Below are 25,005 nucleotides of genomic sequence, written 5' to 3'. Positions count from 1 at the left end.
CCAGCCAGGGGCGCGGTTGACAGCGGTTATTTTGAATCAAAAAAGGCTCTGGCGCTTGATGGATAAGCGCGAGTAGCTACTATTTTGATAGTAAACATCCTGTGGGATGGGGCTTTTTCAGCGTTGCCTTAATTGGCAAAGGCGGCAATGCCGGTTTGCTCGCGCCCGAGGATGAGGGCGTGCACGTCGTGCGTGCCTTCGTAGGTGTTGACTACCTCCAGGTTCACCAGGTGGCGCGCCACGCCAAAGCTGTCGCTGATACCGTTGCCGCCGAGCATGTCGCGCGCCTGGCGGGCAATGTCGAGCGCCTTGCCGCAGTTGTTGCGTTTGATGAGGGAGGTGCCCGCTGGCGCGGCCAGGCCCTCGTCCTTCATGCGGCCAAAGCGCAGCGCGGCCTGCAGGCCCAGGGCGATTTCGGTCTGCATGTCGGCCAGCTTTTTCTGCACCAGCTGGTTCGCTGCCAGCGGGCGCCCGAACTGCTGGCGCGCCAAGGTGTAGTCGCGCGCCGTGTGCCAGCAAAATTCGGCTGCGCCCATGGCGCCCCAGGCGATGCCAAAACGGGCGCTGTCCAGGCAGGTGAACGGGCCCTTGAGGCCGCGCACCTCCGGCAGGGCCTGTTCGGTGGGCACGAACACGTCTTGCATCACGATCTCGCCGGTGATGCTGGCGCGCAGCCCGACCTTGCCGGCAATCGCGGGTGCCGACAGCCCGGCCATGCCCTTGTCGAGGATGAAGCCGCGAATCGGCCCGAGGTGGCCGCTGTGGCTGACCTCCTTGGCCCAGACGACGAAGACGTCGGCAATCGGGCTGTTGGTGATCCAGTTTTTGCTGCCCGACAGGCGCCAGCCGCCATCGACCTCGTGCGCGCGCGCCGCCATGCTGCCGGGGTCGGAGCCATGGTCGGGCTCGGTCAGGCCAAAGCAGCCAACGGCCTCGCCCCGGGCCAGCGCGGGCAGGTATTTTTGCCTTTGCGCCTCGCTGCCAAAGAGGTAGATCGGCAGCATCACGAGCGAGCTTTGCACGCTGGCCATGGAGCGAAAGCCCGAGTCCACGCGCTCGATCTCGCGCGCGATCAGGCCGTAGCTGACGTAGTTCAGACCGGCGCCGCCGTACTGCGCCGGCAGCGTCGGGCCGAGCAGGCCGAGCTGCCCCATTTCCCGAAAAATTCCCGGGTCGCAGCCCTCGTGGCGGAACATGTCCTGCACGCGTGGCAGCAGCTGGCCCTGGCAGTAGGCAGCGGCGGCGGCGCGCACGGCGCGCTCGTCGGCGCTCAGTTGTTGCTCCAGGAGAAAGGGGTCGTCCCAGTGAAAGGCAGAGGTCGGCATGGTGGGCGGCGAAGAGGGGTAGAGGGTGCGGTAAAGGGGGCGGCTCAGCCTGCATGGTAGGGCAGGCCCGGCCCTCGGGGGCAAGTGCGCTTGCACGGCCCGCGCTGCAGGGCTAATCTGGCACAGCGTTTCGTTGGTTTCACTACGTTGGCTACTACTGGGGAGATGCACCATGGAACTTCACTACCGCGCACCGCAATTCGATCCCACTGTGGATGAGCTCGATGCCCTCAAGCAACTGGAGATGGGCAAGGTGATTGACCTGCCGCACGCGCAAAAAGAGCACCTTTCAGGGCGCTTGCTCGAACGTGGCTACGTGCACAAAAACAGCACTGGCGAGCTGGCCATCAGCGACAGCGGACGCCAGCTGATTCGCCGTCAAAACAACTAAGAGCGTGCCCATTTTTTCGGCAGCGCAATAAAACACTTGTTGCATCAAGCACTTGGCGCGCTGCTGCGCGCTGTGGGCACGGCTTGTCCACGGTTTTATCCACAGGCGCTGTGGATGGCGAATAAGAAAAAAGCCGCGCAGCTTTTGCAGCTGCGCGGCTTTGTTCGTGGTGCCGGAGGCCGGAATCGAACCGGCACGCCTTGCGGCGGGGGATTTTGAGTCCCCTGCGTCTACCAATTTCACCACTCCGGCGGAAATCGGGGAAGACGCAAATTATGGCACAGTAGTGGCGTATGACCGCTGAGAAAAACATCTATCCCACCATCGAAGACGCGATTGGCCACACGCCGCTGGTCGCCCTGCAGCGCATCGGCGCGGCGCAGCACAGGGCGCGGGGCAACGTGGTGCTGGCCAAGCTCGAAGGCAACAACCCGGCTGGCTCGGTCAAGGACAGGCCGGCGCTGTCCATGATCCGCCGGGCCGAGGAGCGCGGCGAGATCGCCCCTGGCCAGACGCTGATCGAGGCCACCTCCGGCAACACCGGCATTGCCCTGGCCATGGCCGCAGCCGTCAAGGGCTATCGCATGGTGCTGGTGATGCCCGAAGACCTGTCGATCGAGCGTGCCCAGACCATGAAAGCCTACGGCGCCGAGCTCATCCTCACGCCCAAGAGCGGCGGCATGGAGTACGCACGCGACCTGGCGCTGCAGATGGCGGCGCAGGGCAAGGGCCGGGTGCTCGACCAGTTTGCCAATGCCGACAACCCGCGCATCCACTACGAAACCACCGGCCCCGAGCTGTGGCAACAAACGGGCGGGCGCATCACGCACTTCGTCAGCGCCATGGGAACGACGGGCACCATCACCGGCGTGTCGCGCTTCTTGAAGGAGCAGAACCCGGCGATCCAGATCATCGGCGCCCAGCCCAGCGAGGGCTCGCGCATTCCCGGCATTCGCAAATGGCCCGAGGCTTATCAGCCCAAAATCTACGAGCCCTCGCGGGTCGATGAGCTGGTGCTGGTGAGCCAGGACGATGCCGAGGACATGTGCCGCCGCCTGGCCTGCGAAGAAGGCATTTTTGCCGGCATCTCAGCCGCCGGCGCCTGCTGGGTGGCGCAGCAGATTGCGGCGCGCGAGCAGGGGGCGACGATTGCCTTCGTCGTCTGCGACCGGGGCGACCGCTACCTTTCCACCGGAGTGTTTCCGGCCTGATTTGCCAGAGAGCGACCATGGACATCCACCAAGAAATCGACACCCGGGGCCTGAACTGCCCCCTGCCCATCCTCAAGGCCAAAAAAGCCCTGGCCGCCATGGCCAGCGGCCAGCTGCTCAAGGTGCTGGCCACCGACAGCGGCTCGCTGCGCGACTTCCAGGCCTTTGCCAAGCAAACCGGCAACGAGCTGGTGGAGCAGCAGACCGTGGGCGAGGAATACGTGCACGTGCTGCGGCGGCGCTGATCAGACCAAGCCCAGGGTTTGCGCCACCCGGGCTGCTTGGGCCCGCTGTTGAACCCCGAGCTTGTCAAAAATGTTCTTCAAGTGGGTTTTCACGGTTTCGCTTGAAATCGCCATCGTGCGGGCAATTTCCTTGTTCGACAGGCCCCGCGCCACGCAGGTGACGATGGCGCATTCGCGCTCGGTCAGTGCCGGCGTGGTGTTGGGGCTAGGGGCGCGCGTGCCGGCGCTGGTGCTGCTGCCGTTGCTGTGCCCATGCGCCAGCAGTTCGGCGGTGAAGTCTGCCAGGGTGCCATCGCATTGGCGGGAGGCAACAAAACGGGCCAGGAGTGCTGGCACATCGGGGTGCTGCCCAAGGACGGCGTAGGGCGCGCCGCTGTGTTGCACGGCGCGTAGCGTCTGGCGCAGCTGGGTAAAGCAGGCCTCTTGCTCCCCCGCCGCCATGGCCGCCAGTGCCAACTGCACCCCCAGGCGGATGGCGGGGAGGTCGTGCGCGCTTTCCTGGGCGGCTTGTAGCAGTGGCGCCAGCAATTGGCGTGCATTGTCGGCGCGTTGCTGTGCCAGCGCCAGCCAGGCGAGTGCCATATCGCGCAAGGTATGCAGCTCTGCACGGGTGCTCAGTGGTGCCGTTTCTGCATGGGCGGTCAGGCGCTGCAGGCGGATGCAGGTGGCGCTGGCCTCGTCCAGCCGCCCCTCGGCCAGCAGCAGGCGCAGGCGTTCGTGCAGCATATGGCCTACCAGCCTATCCCAGCCCCGGTTGTAGCCCAGCGCCTCGGCGCGCTCGATCAGTTCAAACGCGTGGGCCTGCTGGCCCTGGTGCGCGGCTGCGCGCACCAGCACCTGGTAGGCCTGGATGGCGCTTTCGTGCATGGCCGTGTGGTCGATGAGTGGCAGCAGCGGCGTGAGCAGTTCCAGCGCCTGCGCCCAGCGCCCCTGCAGCGCGTGCAGGCTGGCCATCAGCGGCGCGGCCAGCGCGGCCGAGACCGACAGCGCGCCGCCGTGCTGGTGGGCGCAGCGCAGCGCCTCGCGCGCGTGGCGTTCGGCCAGGCCCAGGCGGGCTTTTTGCAGCTCGATGCTGCCCAGGAGGGTGTGGCGGTAAACGCTGGAGAAGGCGTTGTGCCGTTCCTCGTCGGCGCTGCTGGAGATCCACGGCTGCTCGTACACCTGCACCATGTCACCGGCCTTCCAGTGCACGTAGCGCATGACGTTGCCCAGGGCGTTGCGCGTGAAGGTGTCGCTGTGGTGCGTGCGCGCGTGCCACTGCCGCGCCAACACGCCGGCTTGCAGCGAATCGTCCTGCAGCGCGGCGTTGATGGCGCGAATGGCCAGGCATTCGCCCAGCGTCTCGTCCAGCGCCGCACCCTGCAGCCGGGCCTGCGCGCTGCGTTCGATGTCGGCCCGCAGCGCCTCGGACTCGGCGCCGCGCATGGCCAGCGCCAGGCCCCAGGCCACGGCCAGCTGCACGCGCGGCTGGTTGGCCAGCAGTTCGGGCGGCAGCTGGCGGCGCCAGGCGAGGAGGGTGAGCAGGTCGCCGGTCTTGACCAGCGCCATGCCGCAGTGCGCCAGCCATTCGATGGCCTGTGCCTGTGCGCCGGCCTGCAGCGCGTGGCGCACGGCGTCGCTCCATTGGCCCTGGGCGGCAAAGCCGTGGGCGGCGCGCAGGTGCAGCTGCGCCAGATCCAGCCCCAGGCGCGGAGCCACCTGCGCCAGCAGGTGCTCGCGCAGCAGCTGGTGCGGGCGCAGCCACTGGCCTTCACTGTCCATGGGGGCGTTCAGCAGGTGGTGCTGCAGCAGCAGGGCCAGGTGGACGCTGCTGTCCTGCGCCTGGCAGACGGCGTTGCACAGTGTGGGCGTGAGCCGCTCCAGTACGGCGCTTTGCGCCAGAAAGCGCAGGGTGGCGGGCGGCAGGCTTTGCAGTACGTCGTCGAGCAGCGTGGCAAAGGCGGGTGTCTGGCCGGTGCTGGCCGGCCCTGCGCTGCCGCCCAGGCGCTGGCCCAGGGCCGCCAGGCGCAGTGCGGCGGGCCAGCCTTCGGTGCTGGCGTGTAGGGCATCGGCCTGGGCGCCGTGCGCGTCGGCCAGGCCCACGCTGCCGAGCAGGCGGGCGGTCTCGTCGCGGTCAAAGCGCAGTGCGCTGGCGTCTACCTCCAGCCACTGGCCGTGTGCGCGCAGCCGCGCCAGGGGCAGCGCTGGCGTGCTGCGCGAAGTGATCAGCAGGTGCAGCTGCGGCGGCGCGTGGGTGATGAAGAAGGCCAGTGCGTCGTGGATGGTGCCGTCGTGCAGCCACTGCCAGTCGTCGAGCACGACGATGGCCTCGCCGTCGAAGTCTTCCAGGTCGTTGAGCAGCAGCGCCAGCACGGCGCGCGGCGCGGCCAGCGCGCGGCCCTGCAGCAGCGCCAGGGCGGCGTCGCCCACGCCCTGGCCCAGGCGCTGCAGGGCTTGGGTGAAGGCGTGCAGAAAGCGCGCCGGTTCGTCGTCGTCGGGTGACAGGCTGAGCCAGCTGCAGTGCTGGCCCTCGGCCTGCCACTGCGCCACCCAGGCCGCCGCCAGCGTGCTCTTGCCAAAGCCGCCCGGCGCCGTGAGTGTGACCAGCGGCACCTGCAGCGCCTGCGCGCGCAGCGCCTCCAGGCGCGGGCGGGCAATGCTGCCGTGCGGCGGGCGCAGTACGCGCAGCTTGGGGCGCAAAAAAGGCGCGGGTGTGGGAGCGTGGGGCAGGGCGCTGCGGGACATGGCCCGCCAGTCTAGCGAGCGGGGGCGTGGGCGGGCAGGGGGGCTTGCCCCATCCCCCGCTGCCTCCCCCGCGCCATCCCCCATCAGGGCGGGCCAGACCACCTGCCATGGGGGATGGGCGGGGCGGGCGGTGATTTCTACAGTGACCGCACGCCATTTGACAACCACAAGGAGACATCCATGGCCTACGTGCCTTTGACCCCCCTGGGCGCCGAGCCCGAACTGACCGACAGCGCCGCCGCCATCCAGGCCACGGTGCGCCGCTTTGCCGCTGAGGTGCTGCGCCCCCTGGGCCGCCAGCTCGACCGCATGGCGCCCGAAGCGGTGATTGCCCCCGACTCGCCCCTGTGGCCCATGTACGGCCAGTTTGCCGCTTTGGGCTTTGGCGTGGACGACCTGCTCTCCATGCCCCCGGCCGAGCGCGCACGCACCATGGCGATCTTGTTTGAGGAGCTGGGCTGGGGCGACGCGGGCCTGGCGATCTCGATCGGCGCGGGGCTGATCCCGGCCATGATCAGCGCCATCCTGGGCAATGCGTTCTGCCGCAGCATTGCCACCGACGCCAAACTGGGCTGCTGGATGATCACCGAGCCCGACCACGGCACGGACACGCTGGACCCGGCGCGCATGTTGTTCCACCCCGAGGGGCAGTACGGCCGGCCCAACTGCGTGGTGACGATCCAGGGCGACGAGCTCATCATCACCGGCCAGAAGTCGGCCTGGGTCTCGAACGGCACCATCGGCCAGGTCGGCATCCTCTACGCCGCCTGCGACACGGGCAGCGGGCCGGACACGAAAAACGGCGCCGTGGTCATCGTGCCCATGGACACGCGCGGCATCACGCGCGGTAAGCCGCTGGACAAGATGGGCCAGCGCGCGCTGAACCAGGGCGAGATCTACTTCGACAACGTGCGCCTGCCCAAGGCCCACCTGCTGGCCGGGCCGGAGCAGTACCAGCAGGCCACCTACCTGGTGCACACCCTGGCCAACGGGCTGATGTCGGCCATCTTCACCGGCTGCGCGCGCTCGGCCTATGACCTGGCCCTGGGCTACGCGCACGAGCGCAAGGCCGGCGGCGTGCCCATCATCCGCCACCAGTCGGTGGTGCAGCGGCTGTTCCACATGTTCCGCAAGGTGGAGGCGGCCTGCGCCCTCTCGCGCCGGGTGCTGCACTACAACTTCGACGCCCCGGTCATGGCCCTGCAGGCGGCCATGGCGGCCAAGGTGACCGCGACGCAAACCGCGTTCGAGGTGGCCAGCGAGGCCGTGCAAATCCACGGCGGCAACGGCATGACGCGCGACTACCCGGTAGAGAAGATTTTGCGCGACGCCCGCGCTTCGATGATCGAAGACGGCTGCAACGAAATCCTCGCCATCAAGGGCGGCTACCACTTGATGAACCCCGACCTGTTCTAAAGCCAACCAACCCCACAAGGAGACAACACCATGGCAACGCAATACCAAGTCGTTTTGTACGGCGCCAGCGGCTACACCGGCAAGCTCACCGCCTGGAAGCTGGCCACGCGCGGCATTCCCTTCATCGCCGCCGGGCGCAATGCCGAGCGCCTGCAGGCCGAGATGGCCAAGATCCCTGAGCTCAAAGGCCACGACTACCAGTGCGTGGGCGTGGGCCACGACCGCGCCAGCCTGGCCGAGCTGTTCAAGGGCAAGCAGGTGGTCATCAACGTCGTCGGCCCCTTCATGCAACTGGGCGAGCCGGTGGTGCAAGCGGCGCTGGACGCGGGCTGCCACTACTTCGACACCACGGGCGAGACGGACTGGATGCTGTACCTGCAAAAGGAATACGCCGCCGCCTTCGAGCGCAAGGAGCTGGCGCTGTGCCCGGCCAACTCCTATATGTGGACGGAAGGCGCCATTGCCGCCGAGATTGCGCTGGAAACCCCGGGCATCGACAGCCTGGACCTGCTGTACTACGGCGACTCGCAGATCAGCGTGGCTTCCACCATGTCTTTCCTGCGCATGTGCACCAAGCCCATGTATTACCTCAAGGGCGGCGAACTGGTGCAATGGCCCTGGGCCACGGCGTATGACGTGAGCGTGCCCGGCGTGCACCGCATCCTCAAGGCCATGCCCTGGGGCGGCGCGGGCGAGCCGGTGTGGTACCACCGCGACCCCCGGGTGAAGAACTGCCAGGTGCTGTTCTCGCTGGGCAACCAGGACATGATGATGGCCGTCTTCGGCGTGCTGCAGCAGTTCGAGCAGGAGCACCGCAGCCTGGACGCCGCCGCGCAGGAGCAGGTAACCAACGCCATCGGCCAGCAGATCACCCAGGTGGAGCCGCCGCGCGAGACGCCCGAGGTGCACCGCGCCCTGGTGTCCTGCCAGGCGCGGGGCAACACGCAGTCGGTCAGCGTCATCATTCGCGGCAGCTGCGCCTACTCGCAGACCGGCGTGTTCGGCGCCGAGGCCGCCATGCGCGTGCTGAACAAGCAGCTCAAGGCCGTGGGCTTCGGCTCGGGCGCACGCATCCTGGGCGCACGCCAGCTGCTGGCCGCGCAGGCGGCGGAGGGCTACCTGTCCTACGACATCAAGCAGCAGTGATAGCTATCATTTTGATAGCTGCTAACGCTTGATGGATAAGCGCTAGAGGCCTATTTCTTGAGGTCTGAGGGTGTTCCCCCCCCCTCTCCCCCAGCCCCTCCCCCGCGAGGGGGGAGGGGTGCACCCCGCGTGTGCCCGGCTGTGCCGCAAGCACGGTATGGCCCCCTCTCCCCTCGCGGGAGAGGGTTGGGGAGCGAGATTGAGCCTGTGCTCGACGGCAGGTATGGCCCCCTCTCCCCTTGCGGGAGAGGGTTGGGGAGAGGGGGATGAACAGGCATGGCGCTTCAAGCCAACGCCCCCTCTCCCCTCGCGGGAGAGGGTTGGGGAGAGGGGGCGCCCCATTTTCAGCCGAGTATTTTTTGTAGGAGCAGCTTGTGGACACCGTATTCATCGCCGGCGTGGGCATGACGCCCTTTGGCCGCCACCTGGGCCAAAGCGTCAAGGACCTCACGCGCCAGGCCGTACAGGCCGCACTGCAGGACGCCGGTTGCGAGCGCGCCCAGCTGCAGTCGGCCTTTTTCGCCAACGCCACCCAGGGCCACATGGAGGGCCAGCACATGGTGCGCGGCCAGTTGGCGCTGCGCTCCATGGGCATTGCCGGCATTCCGGTGGTCAACGTGGAAAACGCCTGCGCCAGCGCCAGCACCGCGCTGCACCTGGCGGTGCAGCAGGTACGAAGCGGCGCAGCCGACATCGTGCTGGCCGTGGGCGCGGAAAAAATGGTGTCCGAGGACAAGGCGCGCATGTTCGCCGCCTTCGATGGCGCCTGGGACGTGCATGACGTGCAGGCGAGCAAGGCGCGCCTTCTGGCCATGGGCGAGGGCGTCACGCCGCCTGCGGGCAGCCAGTCGCCGCGCCCCTACAGCGTGTTCATGGACATTTACGCCGCCATGGGCCGGCTGCACATGGGGCTGTACGGCAGCACCCAGGCGCAGTTTGCGGCGGTGGCGGCCAAGAACCACGGGCATTCGGTGCACAACCCGCTGGCGCAGTACCGCGAGGCCATGAGCGTGGAGCAGGTGCTGGCCGCGCCGCCCATCAGTTACCCCATCACCTTGCCCATGTGCTCGCCGGTGAGCGACGGCGCGGCGGCGGCCATCGTCTGCAACGCGGCGGGTTTGAAGCGCCTGCAGGGCAATGCCAGCCGTGCGGTGCGCGTGCTCGGCTGCGTGCTGCAAACCGGCAGCGACCGCGCGGCGGATAACCTGCAAAACCACCTGGTGCGCAAGGCAGCGCACCGGCTGTACGCACAGGCCGGCGTGGCTCCGCAAGATGTGAACGTGGCCGAGGTGCACGACGCCACCGCCATCGGCGAGGTGCTGCAGTCGGAGCTGCTGGGTCTGGTGCCCGAGGGCCAGGGGGGCCTGGCCGCCGAGCGCGGCGAGACGGCGCTGGGCGGGCGCATCCCCATCAACCCCTCGGGCGGGCTGGAGAGCAAGGGCCACCCGATTGGCGCCACCGGCCTGGGGCAGGTGTTCGAGCTGGTCACGCAACTGCGCGGCGAGGCCGGAAGCCGGCAGGTGCCGGGCGTACGCATCGCCCTGGCGGAAAACGGCGGCGGCCTCGCGGGCGTGGAAGAGGCCGTGGCCTGCCTGACGCTGCTGGGCCGCTGAAATGGCGCATCCCACGCTTGCACAGGGCACAAGCCCCTCTCCCCCTGCGGGAGAGGGGTTGGGGAGAGGGGGTAGTCCCTGGCGCTGCGCCACTACCAAGCGCCCCCTCTCCCCCGGCCCCTCTCCCGCCAGGGGAGAGGGGAGCACAGCGGCGGCGCCGCGATGAACCACCGGAGATTGCATCCATGACCTACCCCAACAACATCTTTGCCGGCCTGATCGCCAGCCGGGCGCTGGAGGCGCCGGACTTTGACGTGCTGACCATCGAGGGCGCAGGCCAGCGCCCCGACGAGGTGCGCAGCTACCGCCAGTTGTGGGACAACGGCCAGCGCCTGGCGCAGGTGCTGCAGCAGCAGGGCGTGCAGCCCGGCGAGCGCATTGCGCTGCTCATGGCCAACCATGTGGAATTCGTCGAGGCCATGGTGGCGGCCAGCATCGTCGGCGCCGCCGTCGTGCCCATCGACCCGCGCACCAAGGGCGACAAGCTGCATTTTTTGCTCACCAGCAGCCAGTGCAGCGCCGCCTTTGCCGCCGACTACGCGCTGCCCCACCTGCAGCCGCTGCGTGCGCGCCTGCCGGGCCTGCGCGTGGTACTGGCTTTTGCCACCGACGAGGGCAGCCAGCCCCTGGGCGCGTGGCCGGGCGTGATCGACTGGGAAGCCGCCGCGCCCCTGGCCGCACCCGACCTGCCCATTGCCACCACCGACCCGGACAGCGCGCTGGAGCTGATCTTCACCTCCGGCACCACGGGCGACCCCAAGGGCATCGTCCTCACGCACCGGCGCTACTGCGACACGGCGGCGCTGGCCCAGCGCCTGTTTGCCTACCGCGATGACGAAGTGCTGTATTCCGGCCTGTCGCTCACCCACGCCAACGCGCAGCTCCTCACCCTGGGCGCGGCCCTGGCCTGCCGCCTGCGCTGCGTGCTCTCGCGGCGCTTTACCAAGTCGCGGCTGTGGGACATCACGCGCAAATACGGCGCCACCAGCTTCACCCTGCTGGGCGGCATGACCACGGCGGTGTACGCCGAGCCGCCCCGCGCCAACGACGCCGACAACCCGGTGCGCTGCGTGGTGTCCGCCGGTATGCCAGCGGCCATCTGGCAGGATTTTCAGCAGCGCTTTGGCGTGCAGATTCTGGAGTTCTACGGCGCCGCCGAAGGGGGCCTGACCTTCAACTACCCCGGCCAGGGCCCGGTGGGCAGCATCGGCAAGCCGCCGCCCACGCTGGTGCACCGCATCGTCGATGAAGATGGCCAGGACGTGGCGCCCGGCCAGCCGGGCGAGCTGCTGTTTCGCCACGCCAGCGGCGACCCGTTCGTGGTGCAGTACTTCGGCAACCCCGAGGCGTCCAAGCGCAAATGCGCTGGCGGCTGGCTGCACATGGGCGACGTGGTGCACCAGGACGCCGAAGGGTGGCTGTACTTCGACCACCGCAAGGGCAGCGGCATCCGGCGCAACGGCGAATTCATCGCCACCGCCTTCATCGAAAAGGCGATTGCCGAATCGGGCCTGGTGGACGACGTGTACGTCTATGGCGTGACCAGCGCGCACCTGGCCCCGGGCGAGAAGGAGGTGGTCGCCGCCGTCGTACCCAAGGACGCGGCGCGCTTTGACGCGCAGGCGCTCTTTGCCCTGTGCCGCGAGCAGCTGGAGGCCGGCATGGTGCCGGGCTTCATCCAGGTGCTGGCGCAAATCCCCAAGACCGCGTCGGAGAAGCCGCAGGAGCGGTTTTTGCTGGAGGCCTTCGAGGGGCAGCTGCAGCAGGTGCATGTGCGCCGCTGAGGTTGTGGCGGCGTTTGCAAGCGGCACATTTTGTCGCAGCCATGCTGCGCGCCAGCATCGAACACCACAGCACGGTCAAACATCGCCCCCGCCGGGGCGGTTTGCGGGCAGTGGTGTTTTTGTGATGGCGCGCACATGGGCGCCAAAGCCGCGCAGCCACCAGTCGAGCATGGCGCTATCGACCACCGTTGCGGCAACGTGCAGCCAGCCATCCTCCGTTTTTGCCACCTGCTGGTCGCGTGACAGGGGCGACTCCGTCAGGTGCAGGCCCGTGCCGGCTTCTATCTCAAACGTCAGCCGGATGCGTTGGCCCTCGCCAAAACCAAAGCGGCCATCCTCGTCGTAGCGCTGCAAATCAAAGTCTGGCGGGCGCTCAAAGCCCAGGGTGCAGACGCTGGCCTTGCGGATGCGGTGCAGCGCCAGGCTGCGCTCGTTGTCGTAATCCTCAAAGCGGCACACCAGGTACAGGCGCGGCCCCTGCTGCGCCAGCCCCAGGGGCATGACCTTGGCCTGGCGCAGCTTGCCGGCGGCGTTGCGGTAGTCCAGCTCCAGCCAGCGGTTGGCGTACAGGGCCTCGCTCACGGCCTCGAACACCCCGGCGGCGATGGCTGGCGCCAGCAGCGGCTGGCTGGTGGCCACCACGCGCACCTTGTGCGGCCATTGGCGCTCCAGTTTGGCGCTGCTTGTGTCGGGCGCAGCCTCCAGATTGCGCCGCGCCTGGGAAAAAAAGCCATCCATGGACTGCATCAGGCGCGCGGGCAGCAGGTGCTTGAGGTGCTCTTGCGCCAGCAGCAGCAACAGCGATTCCTGCGGCGTGAGGTGCGGCAGCGCCAGGCCCTGCGAACGCTCCAGCCAGCGGTAGCCATAGGGCTTGCTGCGCTCGTCGCGCTCGATGTCGAAATGCTGGCTCAGCGTTTCCAGCTGGCGCTGGATGGTGCGCAGGTCACGGTCAAACCCTGCGCCCTGGAGCTGTGCGTGCAATTCGGACGTGGAAATCTTGCGCCCGCGCGGAATGCGGCGCAGCAGCTCGACCATGAGCAGGGCGGTGTCCAGGGTTTCGGGGCGGCGGGGCATGGGTTTGTTGAGTGCAGCAGTGTGTGTTTTGTAGCGCGATCTACAAACAGGCGGGTCTTGACATGCTTGTTTTTCTTGTGTTCGTGCAGGTCTTGCAGCAAGGCGTTGATCTGCTGTTCACCCCAGCGGTAGGGGCGCTGATATTCCGGGATACGCAGACGGCCAGTTACTGGCTTGGTGTAGATGGTGTCTGCGTTGTGCGTGTTGCCCCCCCCAGAACGCCGGTGAAAACAGTTGCGCCGCACTACAAACGGCTACTTGGACCCCTAAATCCTTTTCTTGCATCGTGCTTCCTAAAAAATGCGATTACTTGCCGTGGCGGCTGCTATGCGCACTTCGGCAGCAACACCCACACCCGCATCACCTCCCCCAAACTCTCATCATAGGGGGAGCTAAACAGCATTCTGGCTTGCGGCGCCATGCGCTCTTGCAGCCCTTTCACGACTGTTCTCGTTTCGCGCAATTTCAATAATGCGGTGCTACCTTGAACCCAAACAATCGCCCGGTGCAGCTGCTCCGGCGGCGTAGCGCAAAGCTCCAGCTGCCGCCCAAGCTGCTGCACCACCTCGGTGGCGCGATCAGGCCCGCTGGCTTGGGCGCTGAGCCACAGGGCTGTTCCGCTGCCGCGCAGCAGGTTGGTGATGTCTTCTATCTCCAGCCCAATCTGTGCCTCGTCGCCCACGGACTGCGCCATCACGCCCACGGCCTGGGCCAGCCAGGTTGAGAGTTGCTCGGGCGTTGCGTTGGGCGCTTGGACGGTGGCGTCGATATGCGGGCGCAGCAGGTGCCAGGCACCGAAATGCTCGAATAGCCGTTCGGCATCTCCCGTGGTGCGCGCCCGTATGCACAGCGTGGGCACACCAAAACCGTCTTGCCCACATTCATCGGCCAAGGACGTCAGGGCGGTAATGTCTTGCAGCGTGGCAGGGTGGATGACGAGGATGAGCAGCCCGACGCGGCCCATGGTTTGTGCGCGCAGCCCATCGGCAGTGGCCAGGATGCGGACGCTGGCGGGCAGGTGGCGCTGCAGATCGGCGCTCAAGGCTTGGGCCGAGGGGCCTATGGCCAGCAGGGCCAGGGGGGATGCGCTAATTGGGTGCATGGTGCTTGCCTTTTGAGGGGATTGATTGCTATTGAATTAATAGCTGCTTACGCTTTACCAGCAAGGGTTATCAGCCTTTTTTATTCGCATATTCAAAATTGGGCGGGCGTCACACAAAGCCCATGGCCTGTTGGCCCCCGCCCTTCAAGCTGCATTCCGCCTCCAGCGCTGTTACCAGCGCCCCGGCATCGGCCAGGGGCCGAAAGCGTTGCTGGCGCAGCACGGCGGCAAAGTCGCCGGGGGTGAGTTGGCGCAACCGGGCCAGGCGCACCTGCTCGGGCGCGCCGGGCGCTGCCAGGCCGAGTGGGGCGCAGTGGCGCTGCAAGAGCGCCCAGGCCTGGTCAGCACGCAGGTAGTCCAGCTTCACCTTCAAATCAAAGCGGCGCAGCGCGGCGGCGTCCAGTCCGTCCATCAGGTTGGTGCTGGCGATGAAGATGCCCGCAAAGCCCTCCATCTGCGTGAGCATTTCGTTCACCTGCGTGACCTCCCAGCTGCGCTGCGCGCCCCGGCGGTCTTGCAAAAAGCTGTCCACCTCGTCGATCAGCAGCAGTGCGCCCTCGTCCTCGGCCTGGCGGAAGGCGCGGGCGATGTTTTTTTCGGCCTCGCCCACGTACATCGACAGCAGGTCGGAAGCGCGCCTCACTTGCAGTGGTTTGTCCAGCCGTTCGGCCAGCCAGCGGCCAAAGGCGGTTTTGCCGGTGCCCGGTGGCCCGTACAGGCACAGGCGCGCGCCGTGGCCCTGGGTTTGGGCGGCGGCCAGCCCCTGGGCGAGGGCGTTCAGGTCCGTGTCCGCGTGGGTGAAGGCCGGGTCGTACAGCTCGGGCAGGCGGTGCGGGTCGTGGCGCTGCAGGGGGCGGTGGCCCTGGGCCTGCAGGGTGTGGTTGACCAGCCGTTCCAGGGCGTGGGCGCTGGCTTCCTGGCCGATGCGGGGGGCCAGCGCCTGGGCCACGCTGCTGGCGCGGGCGATGACGGCGGGCGAGAGCTGCTCGCACTCGGCCAGGCGCTGCAGACGCGGGGCGTCGAGCCAGCCGCCGCCCTGCGCCTGCAACATGCGCTGGCGCTGCGCGCGCGGGGGCACGGGCAGCTCCAGCACGATGTCGAAGCGGCGCACAAAGGCCGGGTCCAGGCTGGCAACGTCGTTGGTCAGCCACAGCGTGGGCACGGGGTTGTCCTCCAGCGCGCGGTTGAGCCAGGCTTTGCTCGACTGCGCGGCGCTGCGGCGCAGGGGGCTTTCGCTGAACACGTCTTCGGCCTCGTCGAGCAGCAGCAGGGCGCGGCGTTGCGCCAAAAAGCTTTGCGCGGCGCGAAAGGCGCGCAGGCGGTTCATGCCGTCGATGGGGTCGCCGTCCTCGTCCTCGTTGCTGACTTCAAACAGCGGGCAGTCCAGGTCTTGCGCCAGGCTGCGCGCCAGCTCGGTCTTGCCGGTGCCGGGCGGGCCGTAGCACAGCAGGTTGACGCCGCGCCGCCCGCTGGCCTGGGCGTGGCGCAGCCAGGGGCGGATGATGTCCAGCATGGGCTGGATGTGGGCGTAGTCGGCCAGTTGCAGCGTGGCGGCGGGGGCGGGCTGGATTTTGCCGCGCAGCAGTTCGATGGGGTTGATTTCCGCTGCCAGCATCTGGTCGGAAAAATCGTTGGAGAGCAGATCCAGCTTGCTTTTGAGGTCGCTGCTGCAACGTTTGTCAATGGTGAGCAAGCCCGTGCGGGCCAGCAAGCCCTGGTTGGCCAGCGCCTGGCGCACTTGCGCGGCGGGCGCGTCCAGCACTGCCGCCAGAGTCTGGATGACCTGGGGGGACGAGAGCGACTCCAGCGTGTCCGCCGCTTTTTCCAGCAGCGGCTCGGTGTGCAGGCACACGGCAAAGACCAAGACCTGCGATTCCACCGCGCCCAGCCCCAGCAGCGTGGCCAGTCGCTGCACGTTGCCTTGCAGCACGGCAGGCAATGGCGCATGGGCGCAGGCCCGTTGCGCCTGGGCCAGCAACTGGTACAGATCGGCGCGGGCAGCCTGGGGGTCGAAGGGGCGATCCTCGGGGTCAATCCAGTGATCCAGCCCCACGGCAAAGGCCAGCCTATTGTGCGAGAAGCCTTCCTTGCCCACGAATTGGCTCGGTGCCTCGGGCAAGGTCAGCAGGCGCAGCATCCACAGCGCGATGTGTGGCTCTGGCTTTTGGGGCGGGCGGGGGTGGCGGTAGGCCATGCGGGGGCTCCTGATGGGATGGAGGCATTGTCCGCATGGGTGCGACGCATTGTGTCGCTTGTGGATTTGGAGTGTTTTCAGCCTCTAGCGCTTGATGGATAAACGCCAGCAGCTATCATTTTTGAATTTCCAGCACAATCACTGAAATATCATCCGGCGCACCCGCCTGCCGGTACGCCGCATGCAGCGCGTCCAAGTTGGCCTGCGGCGGCTGCTGCGCCTGCCACAGCGCTTGCAGGCGCGCTGCGGGCAGGCTGTCGTGCAGCCCGTCCGTAGCCAGCAGGTAGCAGTCGCCAAGGGCGGCCTGGCCGTGCCAGATGTGCAGCCAGTCTGCGTCTGCGCTCGCTTCTTCCTCGTCGCTGTCGCCCAGCACCAGGCAATGCGCCAGCCCCTGGTAGATGCTGGCGTAGTCCGCCGCATCTTCGGGCTGCACCTCGCCCGCATCCAGCATTTGTTGCCACAGCGTGTGGTCACGGCTGATCTGCAGCCATTGCACGCTGCCATCCGCCTGCGGGCGCAGCCGCCAGATGCGCGAATCGCCGCAGTTGACGGCGCAGACCTGGCCCTGCACATGCAGCAGGCTGGCCAGCGTGCAGGCCGCGCCCTGGGTGCGTGGGCGCAGGTGGCGGCTTTGCCAGTCGTGCCGGGCGCGGCGCACCAGGCCCGGCAGCGCGTTGGCGGCCTGGGGCAGGGCGCTGGCGTGCAAAACCTGCAGCAGGCTGCGGCTGGCCAGGGCGGCGCAGGGGCTGGACGCCACGCCATCGGCCACCGACACCCAGGCAAACCCGCCTTCGGCCACGCCCGCAAAGTGGCCCTGGGGCTTTTGCCACAGGTGGCGCTCGGCCACCGTCTGGATGGCCAGCGCATCCTGCGGCGCCCCGGCGCGGGTGCGGCCCAGGGCGGCGGGGGCAATGGCTTGCTGGAAGGCGTGGATGTGCATGGGTGGTGTCATGGTGGTGTGTAAATGGGTGCGGATGGGTGTGGTGGTGCGGCAGGCGCACTGTTCAGGCTTTGCGGGCCGTGTCAGTGCGCGGGCAGCGCTGTGTCATACCGTGGGCCAACAAGCATCCAGAACGGATTGTGCGGATTGCAGGGTTTTGAGCGTGCCCGGCATATCAATCAACCCCTTGTCATTCACTGCTTGATATTCCTGATCCAGGATGGCTACCGTCATATATTGGCCGTTGCCAAAGCGGTTGGGGCGTTTTGCTTTGAGTCCGCTTTCCTGGCATTTTGAAAGGATTTTTTCATGCCACAGCTGGCGAAGGTTTTTTCTTTTTTCTTCATCGTCCACGGATATTTTGAAGCACAGCTTATCCTGCTCAAGCTGTAGATATGCATCGCAGTCATGGGTATCTTTGAAGTGCCACCAAAACCCCATGAATCCGCCTGCCGGATGGGCCACATAGTCCCAGCGTCCGTCTTGCAGTTGTTTTTGAAGGGCCGCGTAGAAACCTTTCCAGGCATTGTGTGATCATTCGGAGGGGGGAAAGGTTTGGTAGCTCTGGATGTCGTTTGTGGCGAAGCGACATAGATTCGGGAGCATGAATTTGCTTTCTGGTGGGTTGAGGTTTCAGTGGCTGTAGGTGCAGTGTTTTTCACAAAAGTGCATGGGGCACCATCCATTGGCTTGATAGACCGCATGCATCGGCATTCAATAAGCCGCTATCGCGCGGTATGCGCCAAAGCGTTGCCTTCTCAAACCGCCTGCCGCCTGCTGGATACAAGTACGAGAGCAGCGCCTGGTAGCGCGGGTGCTGCGGGGCGCAGGCCATGTCCAGGCACATGTCACCCCAATAACTGCCGTCGGCCTTCCACCCCGGCAAAAACGGCGCGCAGGCTTGCCAGCCCATGCCCTGCTGCGCCAGCCAGTCGATGATTTGCCGGCGTTCTGGGTCGGTCTTCTAGGCCTGGAGCCGGTCAGCCGCCCACTGCTGGTAGAAGCTGCCCGGCGGATAGGGCGGCCCGGAGGCCCAGCGTGCCACCAGCGTGCGGTCGTGGAAGGTCAGCGCCAGCAGCTCGCCCTGGCGGGTGTGGGCGATGCTGGCGAGGGGTGCGGGCTGGTGCATGGCGCATTCCTTGTTGTTTGGGACAAAGGAATGCTTTGAGCTGCGCCGTAAGAGTCAAAACGGTTGTAGCCCTTGAATGGCAAGCGCTGGGCGCTATCCATTTGAAGAAGCGCAGAGCACTGCCCGCAGTGCCGCCTTGACGTTCAGAACTGTACTGAGGGGCTGTGTTTGCTATTTGGTATCGGGATTATTTTGTTCCAGCCGTGAAATTTGAGGCGAGCAAGAATATCGTCCGTTTCGGGGTTCCAGCCTTCTGGCATTCTGACCTTCAGCGGGCTGTCTCCTTTGTCCAGTTTTTCCCACTGGTCGTTTGATACGTAGACCACGCAGAGCAGACGGGTCACCCGGGTTGCCAGTTGATTGGCATAGGGGACATCCTCCCGGTCGAGTGTCACCAGTCGCTTTTGGTGGAAGTAACCTTTTTTGTCACTATTTCCGATGAACAAATCACGGATGTAGGCACAGGGCACGACGTGTTCCCGATGCTCTTCTCCCGTCGCAGCGGAGGCCTCGGTGGACCCGATGCACAGTTCCTGATCGCTGAAAAAGAACGTGGGTGCGCGGCTGTGTTTGCCAACGATGTGCTGCTGCATGAGCCAGAAGTACCGGACTAACTGCAAGCCTTTGCGGTGTTTTATTTCTTTGGCGCCTATCGTTCTGTCAATCGGTATTTCGTAGCGCTTGCATATTCTGGTGAGTTTCTCTATTTCGTCATCCATCGGGATAAGGTCAGGGTGAATCGTGCGGAGCCAGTGGATCGTTGCCAGTGCGGATTCTGTTATTCCGTATTTTTTATGGCGAATGAGATAACTCAGAATTTCCCTCAATTTATTCCAGTCTAATTTCCCCGGGATGAGGTTTAGTTGTTCTATCAACTCTGAATGCCCATCTCCACAAGAATCAAGATATAAATCTTGAAAATAATATGCAAGATAGGCAATCTTCTCCAAGAGTCGGTTTTCTTCAGTTGTTTGTCGCATGTTATGTTTACAGGTGGTTTTGTGAGGGAGTGCCCGGTTTTTCATTGGTGCGGACGATGGTGCAGGAATGGTGTCTGGTGAGTGTTGTGAATGACTGGCCCGATGGCTTTCCCGCGGCCAGTATCAGCGGTCATGTGCCGTGAAAATGATAGCGGTGGATCCACGCGCCAAACTCCTGGGTTGGTGCGCCATCCAGCGGGCAGATAATTGGCGGAAAAGTGCCAGGGAATGTTGGAAGCCTGCATTCACCACAACCGCACCGCCGCCTGCTCAGCCAGCAGCGCGCACAGCGGTTGCGGGTTGTGGCTCCCAGCCGAATACAGCGTCGCCGTCAGCAGCGTGCGCAATCCTTGCGCCTGGCGCTCTTGCAGCAGTTGGGCAAAGGCCTGCTGCGCCTGCGGCAGGCCCCAGAGGCGGTCGGCGTCGTCCAGGGCCAGCAGGTCTTGCTGCGCAAAGTGTTGCAGCACCCGGTGGCTGTCGCCAAAGTGCAGCCCGGCGGCTATTTCCTGCGCCCATTGGGTGGCACCAAGGCAGGCGATCTGGTCGATGGTGGGGTTGCGGCGCGCGTGCTGGGCCAGGGCGTGGAGCAGGTGGGTTTTGCCGCTGCCCGGCGGCCCGGCCAGCACCAGGGTGGTGGGCGCGGGGCGCTCTTGCGCGACGAAGCGGATGCCCGCCGCCCGCGCATGCTGGCTGCTCTTGCGGGGGGTGAAGCTGGCGAGCGTCCAGTCGCGCCGGGGGCGGTAGAGCATGGTCATGCCCTGTCACACCAACAGGGCGTTGATTTGTTCCAGTGCATCCCTGGCACCCAGCGAAAGTTCAATGGCGTGGGCGTTGTTGACGCGGGCGTCGTCCGGGTTGATGCGGATGAGCCTGCTGCCGCGCTGCTGCATGCGCTGGCTGAAGTGGCGCACGGTGGCGATGGCGCGGCCCGCGCCGATTTCGATGACCAGCGGGGGCGGGGTGCTGCCGAGCCAGGCGTCGAGCAGCATGTGCTGGCGCTCTGTCCACAGGTCGTTCCAGTGCCCGTCGTTGAACAGCAGGATGTTGGGCCGCGCCAGCGCGCCGCAGTGGGGGCAGCGCGGCAGCTCGCTTTGCAACTGGCAGGTGGCTTCATGAACCTGGGGGTGGAAGTTTGCGGCGGACCAGAGGTGGCCCGCGCAGTCGGTAACGCATTGCAGGCGGTGGATGGAGCCGTGGCATTCCACGATGCGCGACTCGGGGAAGCCTGCTTTGTGGAACTGCCCATCGACGTTGCTGGTGTACACAAAGCAGCCGTGCGGCATGCGCGCGCCCCAGGTGCGCAGCAGCGCGAACCCGGCGTGCGGCTGCGTGGCGCGGTAGAGGTTGAGGCGGTGGCCGTAAAAGCCCCAGGCGGTGGATGGGAGCCGCCGAAAGGCGTCGGGCGATGCGATGCGGTCGAACGGCAGGCGGCCTTTTTTCAGCGCGGGGTAGGCGCGCCAGAAGCCTGCCTTGCCGCGAAAGTCCGGCAGGCCGGAGTCGATGCCGATGCCTGCGCCTGCGGCAATGAGCAGGCCGTCGGCGCTGGCGATCCACTCTGCGGCCTGGGTGAGTTGCTGCTCAATCGACGGGGTGCTGCGGCCCGTAGGGGTGGCTGGAGTGGGTGGGGCGGTGCTCATACGTGCGTTCCTGCAATGCGGGCAGCGGCGGTGTGCGGCTGCAGCGGCGCATCATAGGAACGCGCTGCGACAGCGGGTGTCGCAGCGAGGGTGTTACAAGGCCAAGCCCTGCAAATACGCCCGAAACTGCGCCCCCACCTGCGGGTGCTGCAGGGCCAGCTCTACCGTGGCCTCCAAAAAGCCTTCTTTGCTACCACAATCGTAGCGCTTGCCGCTGTATTGGTAAGCGTAAACGGCCTCATGCGCCATCAGGCGGGCGATGGCGTCGGTGAGTTGGATCTCGCCGCCCACGCCACGCGGCTGGTTGCGGATTTCTTCAAAGATGCGCGGCGTCAGCACATAGCGCCCGGCCACGCCCATGCGCGAGGGGGCCACTTCGGGCGCGGGCTTTTCCACGATTTGATCGACGCGGATCAGCGGCCCGCCTGCGGCCTCGCCTTTGACGATGCCGTAGCGCTTGGTGTGCTCCTGGGGCACCTCCTGCACGGCCAGCAGGGAGCGGCCTTGTTTTTCAAACGCAGCGGTCATCTGCGCCATCACGCCGGGGCCTTTGCCCTCACCCACCATTAAGTCATCGGCCAGCAGCACGGCAAAGGGCTCGTTGCCCACCAGCGGCTCGGCGCACAGCACGGCGTGGCCCAGGCCCAGGCTGCGCGGCTGGCGCACGAACAGGCAGTTCATGTCGTCGGGCGCGATGCTGTGCACGAGCTCCAGCATGTCCTTTTTGCCGGCCTGCTCCAGCTCGTTTTCCAGCTCGTAGGCGGTGTCGAAGTGGTCTTCGATGGCGCGCTTGCTGCGGCCCGTCACAAACACCATGTCGCGGATGCCGGCCTCGTAGGCTTCTTCCACGGCGTACTGGATGAGCGGTTTATCGACCACCGGCAGCATCTCCTTGGGCGATGCCTTGGTGGCGGGCAAAAAGCGCGTGCCCAGGCCGGCGACGGGGAAAACGGCTTTGCGGATGCGGGTAGCGGTCATGCGAGTTCCTGGTTTTTGAGGTTGGCTCCCTCTCCCCTTGCGGGAGAGGGTGGGGGAGAGGGGGCATCAAGTGCTGTGCGCTGCGTCAAAACCTCCCTCTCCCCCGGCCCCTCTCCCGTGAAGGGGGGAGGGGAGTGGGGTCAGCCCAGGCGGGCGAGTTGTTCCTCGATGCGCGCGAGCGTCGCGCCAAAGTCGGCCACGCGCTTTTTCTCTTGCTCCAGCACGGCGGCGGGGGCTTTGGCGCAGAAGGCTTCGTTGCCGAGCTTGGCGTTGGCCTTGGCGATTTCGCCCGACAGGCGTGCCGCTTCCTTGCCCAAACGGGCTTTTTCTGCCGCCACGTCGATCTCGACGAACAGCGCCAGGCGCGCCGCGCCGATGACGCTGACGGGGGCGTTCTGCGCTTCTTTAGCCCAGGCGGCGGCGTCGTCAAACACTTTCACCTCACTGAGCTTGGCCAGGTTTTGCAGCACGGCGGCGTTGGCGCGCAAGAACTGCGCTTCTTCGGCGTTGTCGGCCACGGCCAGCAGCGGCAGGCGCTGCGCGGGCGAGACGCCCATTTCGCCGCGCAGTTGGCGGCAGGCGTCCACCATGTGCTTGAGTCGCTGCACGTAGCCCTCGGCGGCCTCGTCGATCTTGGCGGGTTGCGACTGCGGGTAGGCGGCCACGGCAATCGACGCGCCGGGCAGACCGGCCACGGGGGCCACGACTTGCCACAGAGCTTCCGTCACGAACGGAATGATGGGGTGGGCCAGGCGCAAGATGGCTTCCAAGACGCGGATCAGCGTGCGGCGCGTGGCGCGTTGCTGCTGCGCGGTGCCGGTCTGGATCTGCACCTTGGCGATTTCCAGGTACCAATCGCAGAACTCGTTCCAGACGAAGTCGTAGAGCGTGTTGGCGACGTTGTCCAGGCGGTAGTCGGCAAAGCCCTGGGCCACCTGGGCCTCGATTTTTTGCAGGCGCGAGACGATCCAGCGGTCGCTCTGGCTAAAACTGAGGTAGTCGCCGCTGCAGCCCTGGGTGGTGTCCAGGCCGCAGTCAAAGCCCTCGCAGTTCATCAGCACGAAGCGGCTGGCGTTCCAGAGCTTGTTGCAGAAGTTGCGGTAGCCCTCGCAGCGTTTGCTGTCGAAGTTGATGGAGCGCCCCAGGCTGGCGAGCGCGGCGAAGGTAAAGCGCAGTGCGTCGGCGCCGTAGGCGGGGATGCCGTCGGGGAATTCCTTTTCCGTGGCCTTGCGCACCTTGGGCGCGGTCTCGGGCCGGCGCAGGCCCTGGGTGCGCTTGTCCAGCAGGGGGGCGAGGGAAATGCCGTCGATCAGATCGACCGGGTCGAGCACGTTGCCCTCGCTCTTGCTCATCTTCTTGCCCTGGGCGTCGAGCACCAGGCCGTGGATGTACACATGCTTGAACGGCACGCGGCCCGTGAAGTGCGTGCTCATCATGATCATGCGGGCGACCCAGAAGAAGATGATGTCGTAGCCCGTGACCAGCACGCTGCTGGGCAGGTAGAGGTTGTAGTCGTCGGTGGCCGAATCTGTTTGATTTGGCCAGCCCATGGTGGAGAAGGGCACGAGGGCCGACGAGTACCAGGTGTCGAGCACGTCGGGGTCGCGCTTGAGCGTTTTGCCGGGGGCTTGTGCCTGGGCCTCGGCTTCGCTCTTGGCGACATACACCTTGCCGTCCTCGTCGTACCAGGCCGGAATCTGGTGGCCCCACCAGAGCTGGCGGCTGATGCACCAGTCCTGGATGTTGTTCATCCACTGGTTGTAGGTGTTGACCCAGTTCTCGGGCACAAACTGCACCTGGCCGCTGGCGACCGCATCAATGGCCTTTTGCGCAATGGATTTGCCCGTGGCGTCGCCCTGGCCGACCTTGTTCATGGCAACGAACCACTGATCGGTCAGCATGGGCTCGATCACCTGGCCGGTGCGGGTGCAGATGGGCACCATGAGCTTGTGCTTTTTCGTCTCGACCAGCAGGCCCAGGGCTTCGAGGTCAGCCACCACGGCCTTGCGCGCGGCGAAGCGCTCTAGGCCCCGGTACTTTTCCGGTGCGTTGTCGTTGATGGTGGCTGTGAGCGTCAGCACGCAAACCATGGGCAACTGGTGGCGCTGGCCTACTTGATAGTCGTTCTGGTCGTGTGCGGGCGTGACCTTGACCACGCCGGTGCCGAATTCCTTATCGACGTAGGCGTCGGCAATCACCGGAATCTCACGGTCGCACAAGGGCAGCTTCACCATCTTGCCGATCAGGTGCGCGTAGCGCTCGTCCTCGGGGTGCACCATCACGGCCACGTCGCCCAGCATGGTTTCGGGGCGCGTGGTGGCGACGACGAGCTGGCCGGTGCCATCGGCCAGCGGGTAGGCGATGTGCCACAGCGAGCCGTCTTTTTCTTCGTTCTCCACCTCCAGGTCGGAGACGGCGGACTGCAGTACCGGGTCCCAGTTCACCAGGCGCTTGCCGCGGTAGATCAGGCCCTGCTCGTACAGCTGGACGAAGGTTTGCGTCACCACCTTGGAGAGCTTGTCGTCCATGGTGAAGTACTCGCGGCTCCAGTCCACGGTGTCGCCCAGGCGGCGCATTTGCGTGGTGATGGTGTTGCCCGACTGCTCCTTCCACTCCCACACCTTTTTCACGAAATCCGGGCGGCCCAGGTCGTGGCGGCTCACGCCTTGCTCCTGCAGCTGGCGCTCGACGACGATCTGCGTGGCAATGCCGGCGTGGTCGGTGCCCGGAATCCAGGCCGTGTTGTGCCCCAGCATCCGGTGGTAGCGCGTCAGGCTGTCCATGATGGTCTGGTTGAAGGCGTGGCCCATGTGCAGCGTGCCCGTCACGTTGGGCGGCGGCAGTTGGATGGCGAAGGCGGGCGCGCTGGCGTCGGCCTGGCCCGTGCCGCGCACGCCGGCGTGGCCGTAGCCGCGCTTTTCCCACTCGGGGCCCCAGTGCGCTTCGAGCGGCGCGGGTTCAAAAGACTTGGACAGGGATTGCAGGCCGGGCTGGGCAGGGGTGTCGCTCATGGCAGGTGAGGGGGTGGTGGGGCAATGAAAAACGGCATCGCGCGCGATGCCGTGCAAAGGCGGGGCCGCCCCGGGCGGGCCTGGGCGGCAACGGGAGGATTTTAG

General features: G+C 66.1%; 21 protein-coding genes and 1 tRNA gene. 7 read left to right on the top strand and 15 right to left on the bottom strand.

Annotated elements, in window-relative coordinates; all coding sequences use genetic code 11:
* Positions 1–128: 128 nt before the first annotated feature.
* Positions 129–1,325 carry an acyl-CoA dehydrogenase gene (locus G7045_RS09525; RefSeq protein WP_166159411.1) on the bottom strand — a complete coding sequence of 399 codons (1,197 nt, stop codon included), beginning with the start codon at positions 1,323–1,325 and terminating at the stop codon, positions 129–131.
* Between the two features lie 172 nt (positions 1,326–1,497).
* Here G7045_RS09525 and G7045_RS09520 point away from each other — a divergent pair, with 172 nt between their 5' ends.
* The gene (locus tag G7045_RS09520; protein WP_166159410.1) at positions 1,498–1,716 is read left to right on the top strand and encodes a hypothetical protein; all 219 of its coding nucleotides are present in this window, start codon (positions 1,498–1,500) and stop codon (positions 1,714–1,716) included.
* 167 nt (positions 1,717–1,883) lie between these two features.
* Here G7045_RS09520 and G7045_RS09515 read toward each other — a convergent pair.
* A tRNA-Leu gene (locus G7045_RS09515) sits at positions 1,884–1,968 on the bottom strand.
* A gap of 41 nt (positions 1,969–2,009) precedes the next feature.
* Here G7045_RS09515 and cysM point away from each other — a divergent pair.
* Together cysM and G7045_RS09505 are read left to right on the top strand one after the other, a co-directional pair.
* Positions 2,010–2,927, top strand: a complete 918-nt coding sequence (gene cysM, locus G7045_RS09510; RefSeq protein WP_166159409.1) for a cysteine synthase CysM — start codon at positions 2,010–2,012, stop codon at positions 2,925–2,927.
* A 17-nt stretch (positions 2,928–2,944) separates the two neighbouring features.
* Positions 2,945–3,172, top strand: a complete 228-nt coding sequence (locus tag G7045_RS09505; RefSeq protein ID WP_166159408.1) for a sulfurtransferase TusA family protein — start codon at positions 2,945–2,947, stop codon at positions 3,170–3,172.
* On the opposite strand, the gene G7045_RS09500 is transcribed toward G7045_RS09505, so the two are convergent.
* On the bottom strand, positions 3,173–5,896 hold the full coding sequence (locus G7045_RS09500; RefSeq protein WP_166159407.1) for a LuxR C-terminal-related transcriptional regulator: 2,724 nt from the start codon (positions 5,894–5,896) through the stop codon (positions 3,173–3,175).
* A gap of 180 nt (positions 5,897–6,076) precedes the next feature.
* On the opposite strand from G7045_RS09500, the gene G7045_RS09495 reads away from it, so the two are divergent.
* From G7045_RS09495 to G7045_RS09480, 4 genes are all read left to right on the top strand, one after another.
* The gene (locus tag G7045_RS09495; protein WP_166159406.1) at positions 6,077–7,312 is read left to right on the top strand and encodes an acyl-CoA dehydrogenase family protein; all 1,236 of its coding nucleotides are present in this window, start codon (positions 6,077–6,079) and stop codon (positions 7,310–7,312) included.
* Positions 7,313–7,342: 30 nt separating this feature from the next.
* Positions 7,343–8,458, top strand: coding sequence for a trans-acting enoyl reductase family protein (locus tag G7045_RS09490; RefSeq protein WP_166159405.1), 1,116 nt, complete (start codon positions 7,343–7,345; stop codon positions 8,456–8,458).
* 374 nt (positions 8,459–8,832) lie between these two features.
* On the top strand, positions 8,833–10,071 hold the full coding sequence (locus G7045_RS09485; RefSeq protein WP_166159404.1) for a thiolase family protein: 1,239 nt from the start codon (positions 8,833–8,835) through the stop codon (positions 10,069–10,071).
* A 185-nt stretch (positions 10,072–10,256) separates the two neighbouring features.
* Positions 10,257–11,855, top strand: coding sequence for an AMP-binding protein (locus G7045_RS09480; protein WP_166159403.1), 1,599 nt, complete (start codon positions 10,257–10,259; stop codon positions 11,853–11,855).
* A gap of 75 nt (positions 11,856–11,930) precedes the next feature.
* Here the strand turns inward: G7045_RS09480 and G7045_RS09475 are convergent, their stop codons facing one another.
* The 12 genes from G7045_RS09475 to G7045_RS09425 form a co-directional block, all read right to left on the bottom strand.
* Entirely contained in the window at positions 11,931–12,869 is a 939-nt protein-coding gene (locus G7045_RS09475; RefSeq protein WP_370521766.1) for a helix-turn-helix transcriptional regulator, read from the bottom strand.
* Entirely contained in the window at positions 12,764–13,174 is a 411-nt protein-coding gene (locus G7045_RS14950; protein ID WP_370521616.1) for a DUF262 domain-containing protein, read from the bottom strand. The genes G7045_RS09475 and G7045_RS14950 overlap by 106 nt, the downstream gene beginning before the upstream one ends.
* A gap of 80 nt (positions 13,175–13,254) precedes the next feature.
* Positions 13,255–14,031 carry a hypothetical protein gene (locus tag G7045_RS09470; RefSeq protein ID WP_166159401.1) on the bottom strand — a complete coding sequence of 259 codons (777 nt, stop codon included), beginning with the start codon at positions 14,029–14,031 and terminating at the stop codon, positions 13,255–13,257.
* A 109-nt stretch (positions 14,032–14,140) separates the two neighbouring features.
* Positions 14,141–16,225 (bottom strand): ATP-binding protein, encoded by a 2,085-nt coding sequence (locus G7045_RS09465; RefSeq protein WP_166159400.1) that lies wholly within the window; start codon positions 16,223–16,225, stop codon positions 14,141–14,143.
* A 115-nt stretch (positions 16,226–16,340) separates the two neighbouring features.
* Positions 16,341–17,177 (bottom strand): PP2C family serine/threonine-protein phosphatase, encoded by an 837-nt coding sequence (locus G7045_RS09460; protein ID WP_166159399.1) that lies wholly within the window; start codon positions 17,175–17,177, stop codon positions 16,341–16,343.
* A gap of 93 nt (positions 17,178–17,270) precedes the next feature.
* The gene (locus G7045_RS09455) at positions 17,271–17,606 is read right to left on the bottom strand and encodes a hypothetical protein (protein WP_166159398.1); all 336 of its coding nucleotides are present in this window, start codon (positions 17,604–17,606) and stop codon (positions 17,271–17,273) included.
* A 523-nt stretch (positions 17,607–18,129) separates the two neighbouring features.
* Positions 18,130–18,294, bottom strand: a complete 165-nt coding sequence (locus G7045_RS09450; RefSeq protein ID WP_166159397.1) for a hypothetical protein — start codon at positions 18,292–18,294, stop codon at positions 18,130–18,132.
* Positions 18,295–18,437: 143 nt separating this feature from the next.
* A complete protein-coding gene (locus G7045_RS09445) occupies positions 18,438–19,244 on the bottom strand; it encodes a hypothetical protein (RefSeq protein WP_166159396.1) in 807 nt (268 codons plus the stop codon).
* A 275-nt stretch (positions 19,245–19,519) separates the two neighbouring features.
* A complete protein-coding gene (locus G7045_RS09440) occupies positions 19,520–20,023 on the bottom strand; it encodes a DnaA ATPase domain-containing protein (protein ID WP_166159395.1) in 504 nt (167 codons plus the stop codon).
* A gap of 12 nt (positions 20,024–20,035) precedes the next feature.
* Positions 20,036–20,911, bottom strand: a complete 876-nt coding sequence (locus G7045_RS09435; protein ID WP_166159394.1) for a Sir2 family NAD-dependent protein deacetylase — start codon at positions 20,909–20,911, stop codon at positions 20,036–20,038.
* A 93-nt stretch (positions 20,912–21,004) separates the two neighbouring features.
* Positions 21,005–21,889 carry a UTP--glucose-1-phosphate uridylyltransferase GalU gene (galU, locus tag G7045_RS09430; protein ID WP_166159393.1) on the bottom strand — a complete coding sequence of 295 codons (885 nt, stop codon included), beginning with the start codon at positions 21,887–21,889 and terminating at the stop codon, positions 21,005–21,007.
* A gap of 140 nt (positions 21,890–22,029) precedes the next feature.
* Complete coding sequence (locus G7045_RS09425; RefSeq protein ID WP_166159392.1) at positions 22,030–24,900, bottom strand: valine--tRNA ligase; 2,871 nt, start codon at positions 24,898–24,900, stop codon at positions 22,030–22,032.
* Positions 24,901–25,005 lie beyond the last annotated feature (105 nt).

Source organism: Acidovorax sp. HDW3, from assembly GCF_011303755.1.
Taxonomy (GTDB): Bacteria; Pseudomonadota; Gammaproteobacteria; order Burkholderiales; family Burkholderiaceae_C; genus Paenacidovorax.
The sequence above is the reverse complement of the archived record's forward strand: the minus strand, read 5'-3'. Positions and strand labels throughout refer to the sequence as shown.

Coding starts and splice junctions, on each gene's coding strand:
- G7045_RS09465 (WP_166159400.1), bottom strand. CDS start 16,225: ATGGCCTACCGCCACCCCCGCCCGCCCCAAAAGCCAGAGCCACACATC.
- G7045_RS09525 (WP_166159411.1), bottom strand. CDS start 1,325: ATGCCGACCTCTGCCTTTCACTGGGACGACCCCTTTCTCCTGGAGCAA.
- cysM (WP_166159409.1), top strand. CDS start 2,010: ATGACCGCTGAGAAAAACATCTATCCCACCATCGAAGACGCGATTGGC.
- G7045_RS09470 (WP_166159401.1), bottom strand. CDS start 14,031: ATGCACCCAATTAGCGCATCCCCCCTGGCCCTGCTGGCCATAGGCCCC.
- G7045_RS09490 (WP_166159405.1), top strand. CDS start 7,343: ATGGCAACGCAATACCAAGTCGTTTTGTACGGCGCCAGCGGCTACACC.
- G7045_RS09455 (WP_166159398.1), bottom strand. CDS start 17,606: ATGGGGTTTTGGTGGCACTTCAAAGATACCCATGACTGCGATGCATAT.
- G7045_RS09440 (WP_166159395.1), bottom strand. CDS start 20,023: ATGCTCTACCGCCCCCGGCGCGACTGGACGCTCGCCAGCTTCACCCCC.
- G7045_RS09425 (WP_166159392.1), bottom strand. CDS start 24,900: ATGAGCGACACCCCTGCCCAGCCCGGCCTGCAATCCCTGTCCAAGTCT.
- G7045_RS09500 (WP_166159407.1), bottom strand. CDS start 5,896: ATGTCCCGCAGCGCCCTGCCCCACGCTCCCACACCCGCGCCTTTTTTG.
- G7045_RS09435 (WP_166159394.1), bottom strand. CDS start 20,911: ATGAGCACCGCCCCACCCACTCCAGCCACCCCTACGGGCCGCAGCACC.
- G7045_RS09480 (WP_166159403.1), top strand. CDS start 10,257: ATGACCTACCCCAACAACATCTTTGCCGGCCTGATCGCCAGCCGGGCG.
- galU (WP_166159393.1), bottom strand. CDS start 21,889: ATGACCGCTACCCGCATCCGCAAAGCCGTTTTCCCCGTCGCCGGCCTG.
- G7045_RS09495 (WP_166159406.1), top strand. CDS start 6,077: ATGGCCTACGTGCCTTTGACCCCCCTGGGCGCCGAGCCCGAACTGACC.
- G7045_RS09460 (WP_166159399.1), bottom strand. CDS start 17,177: ATGACACCACCCATGCACATCCACGCCTTCCAGCAAGCCATTGCCCCC.
- G7045_RS09505 (WP_166159408.1), top strand. CDS start 2,945: ATGGACATCCACCAAGAAATCGACACCCGGGGCCTGAACTGCCCCCTG.
- G7045_RS09450 (WP_166159397.1), bottom strand. CDS start 18,294: ATGCACCAGCCCGCACCCCTCGCCAGCATCGCCCACACCCGCCAGGGC.
- G7045_RS09520 (WP_166159410.1), top strand. CDS start 1,498: ATGGAACTTCACTACCGCGCACCGCAATTCGATCCCACTGTGGATGAG.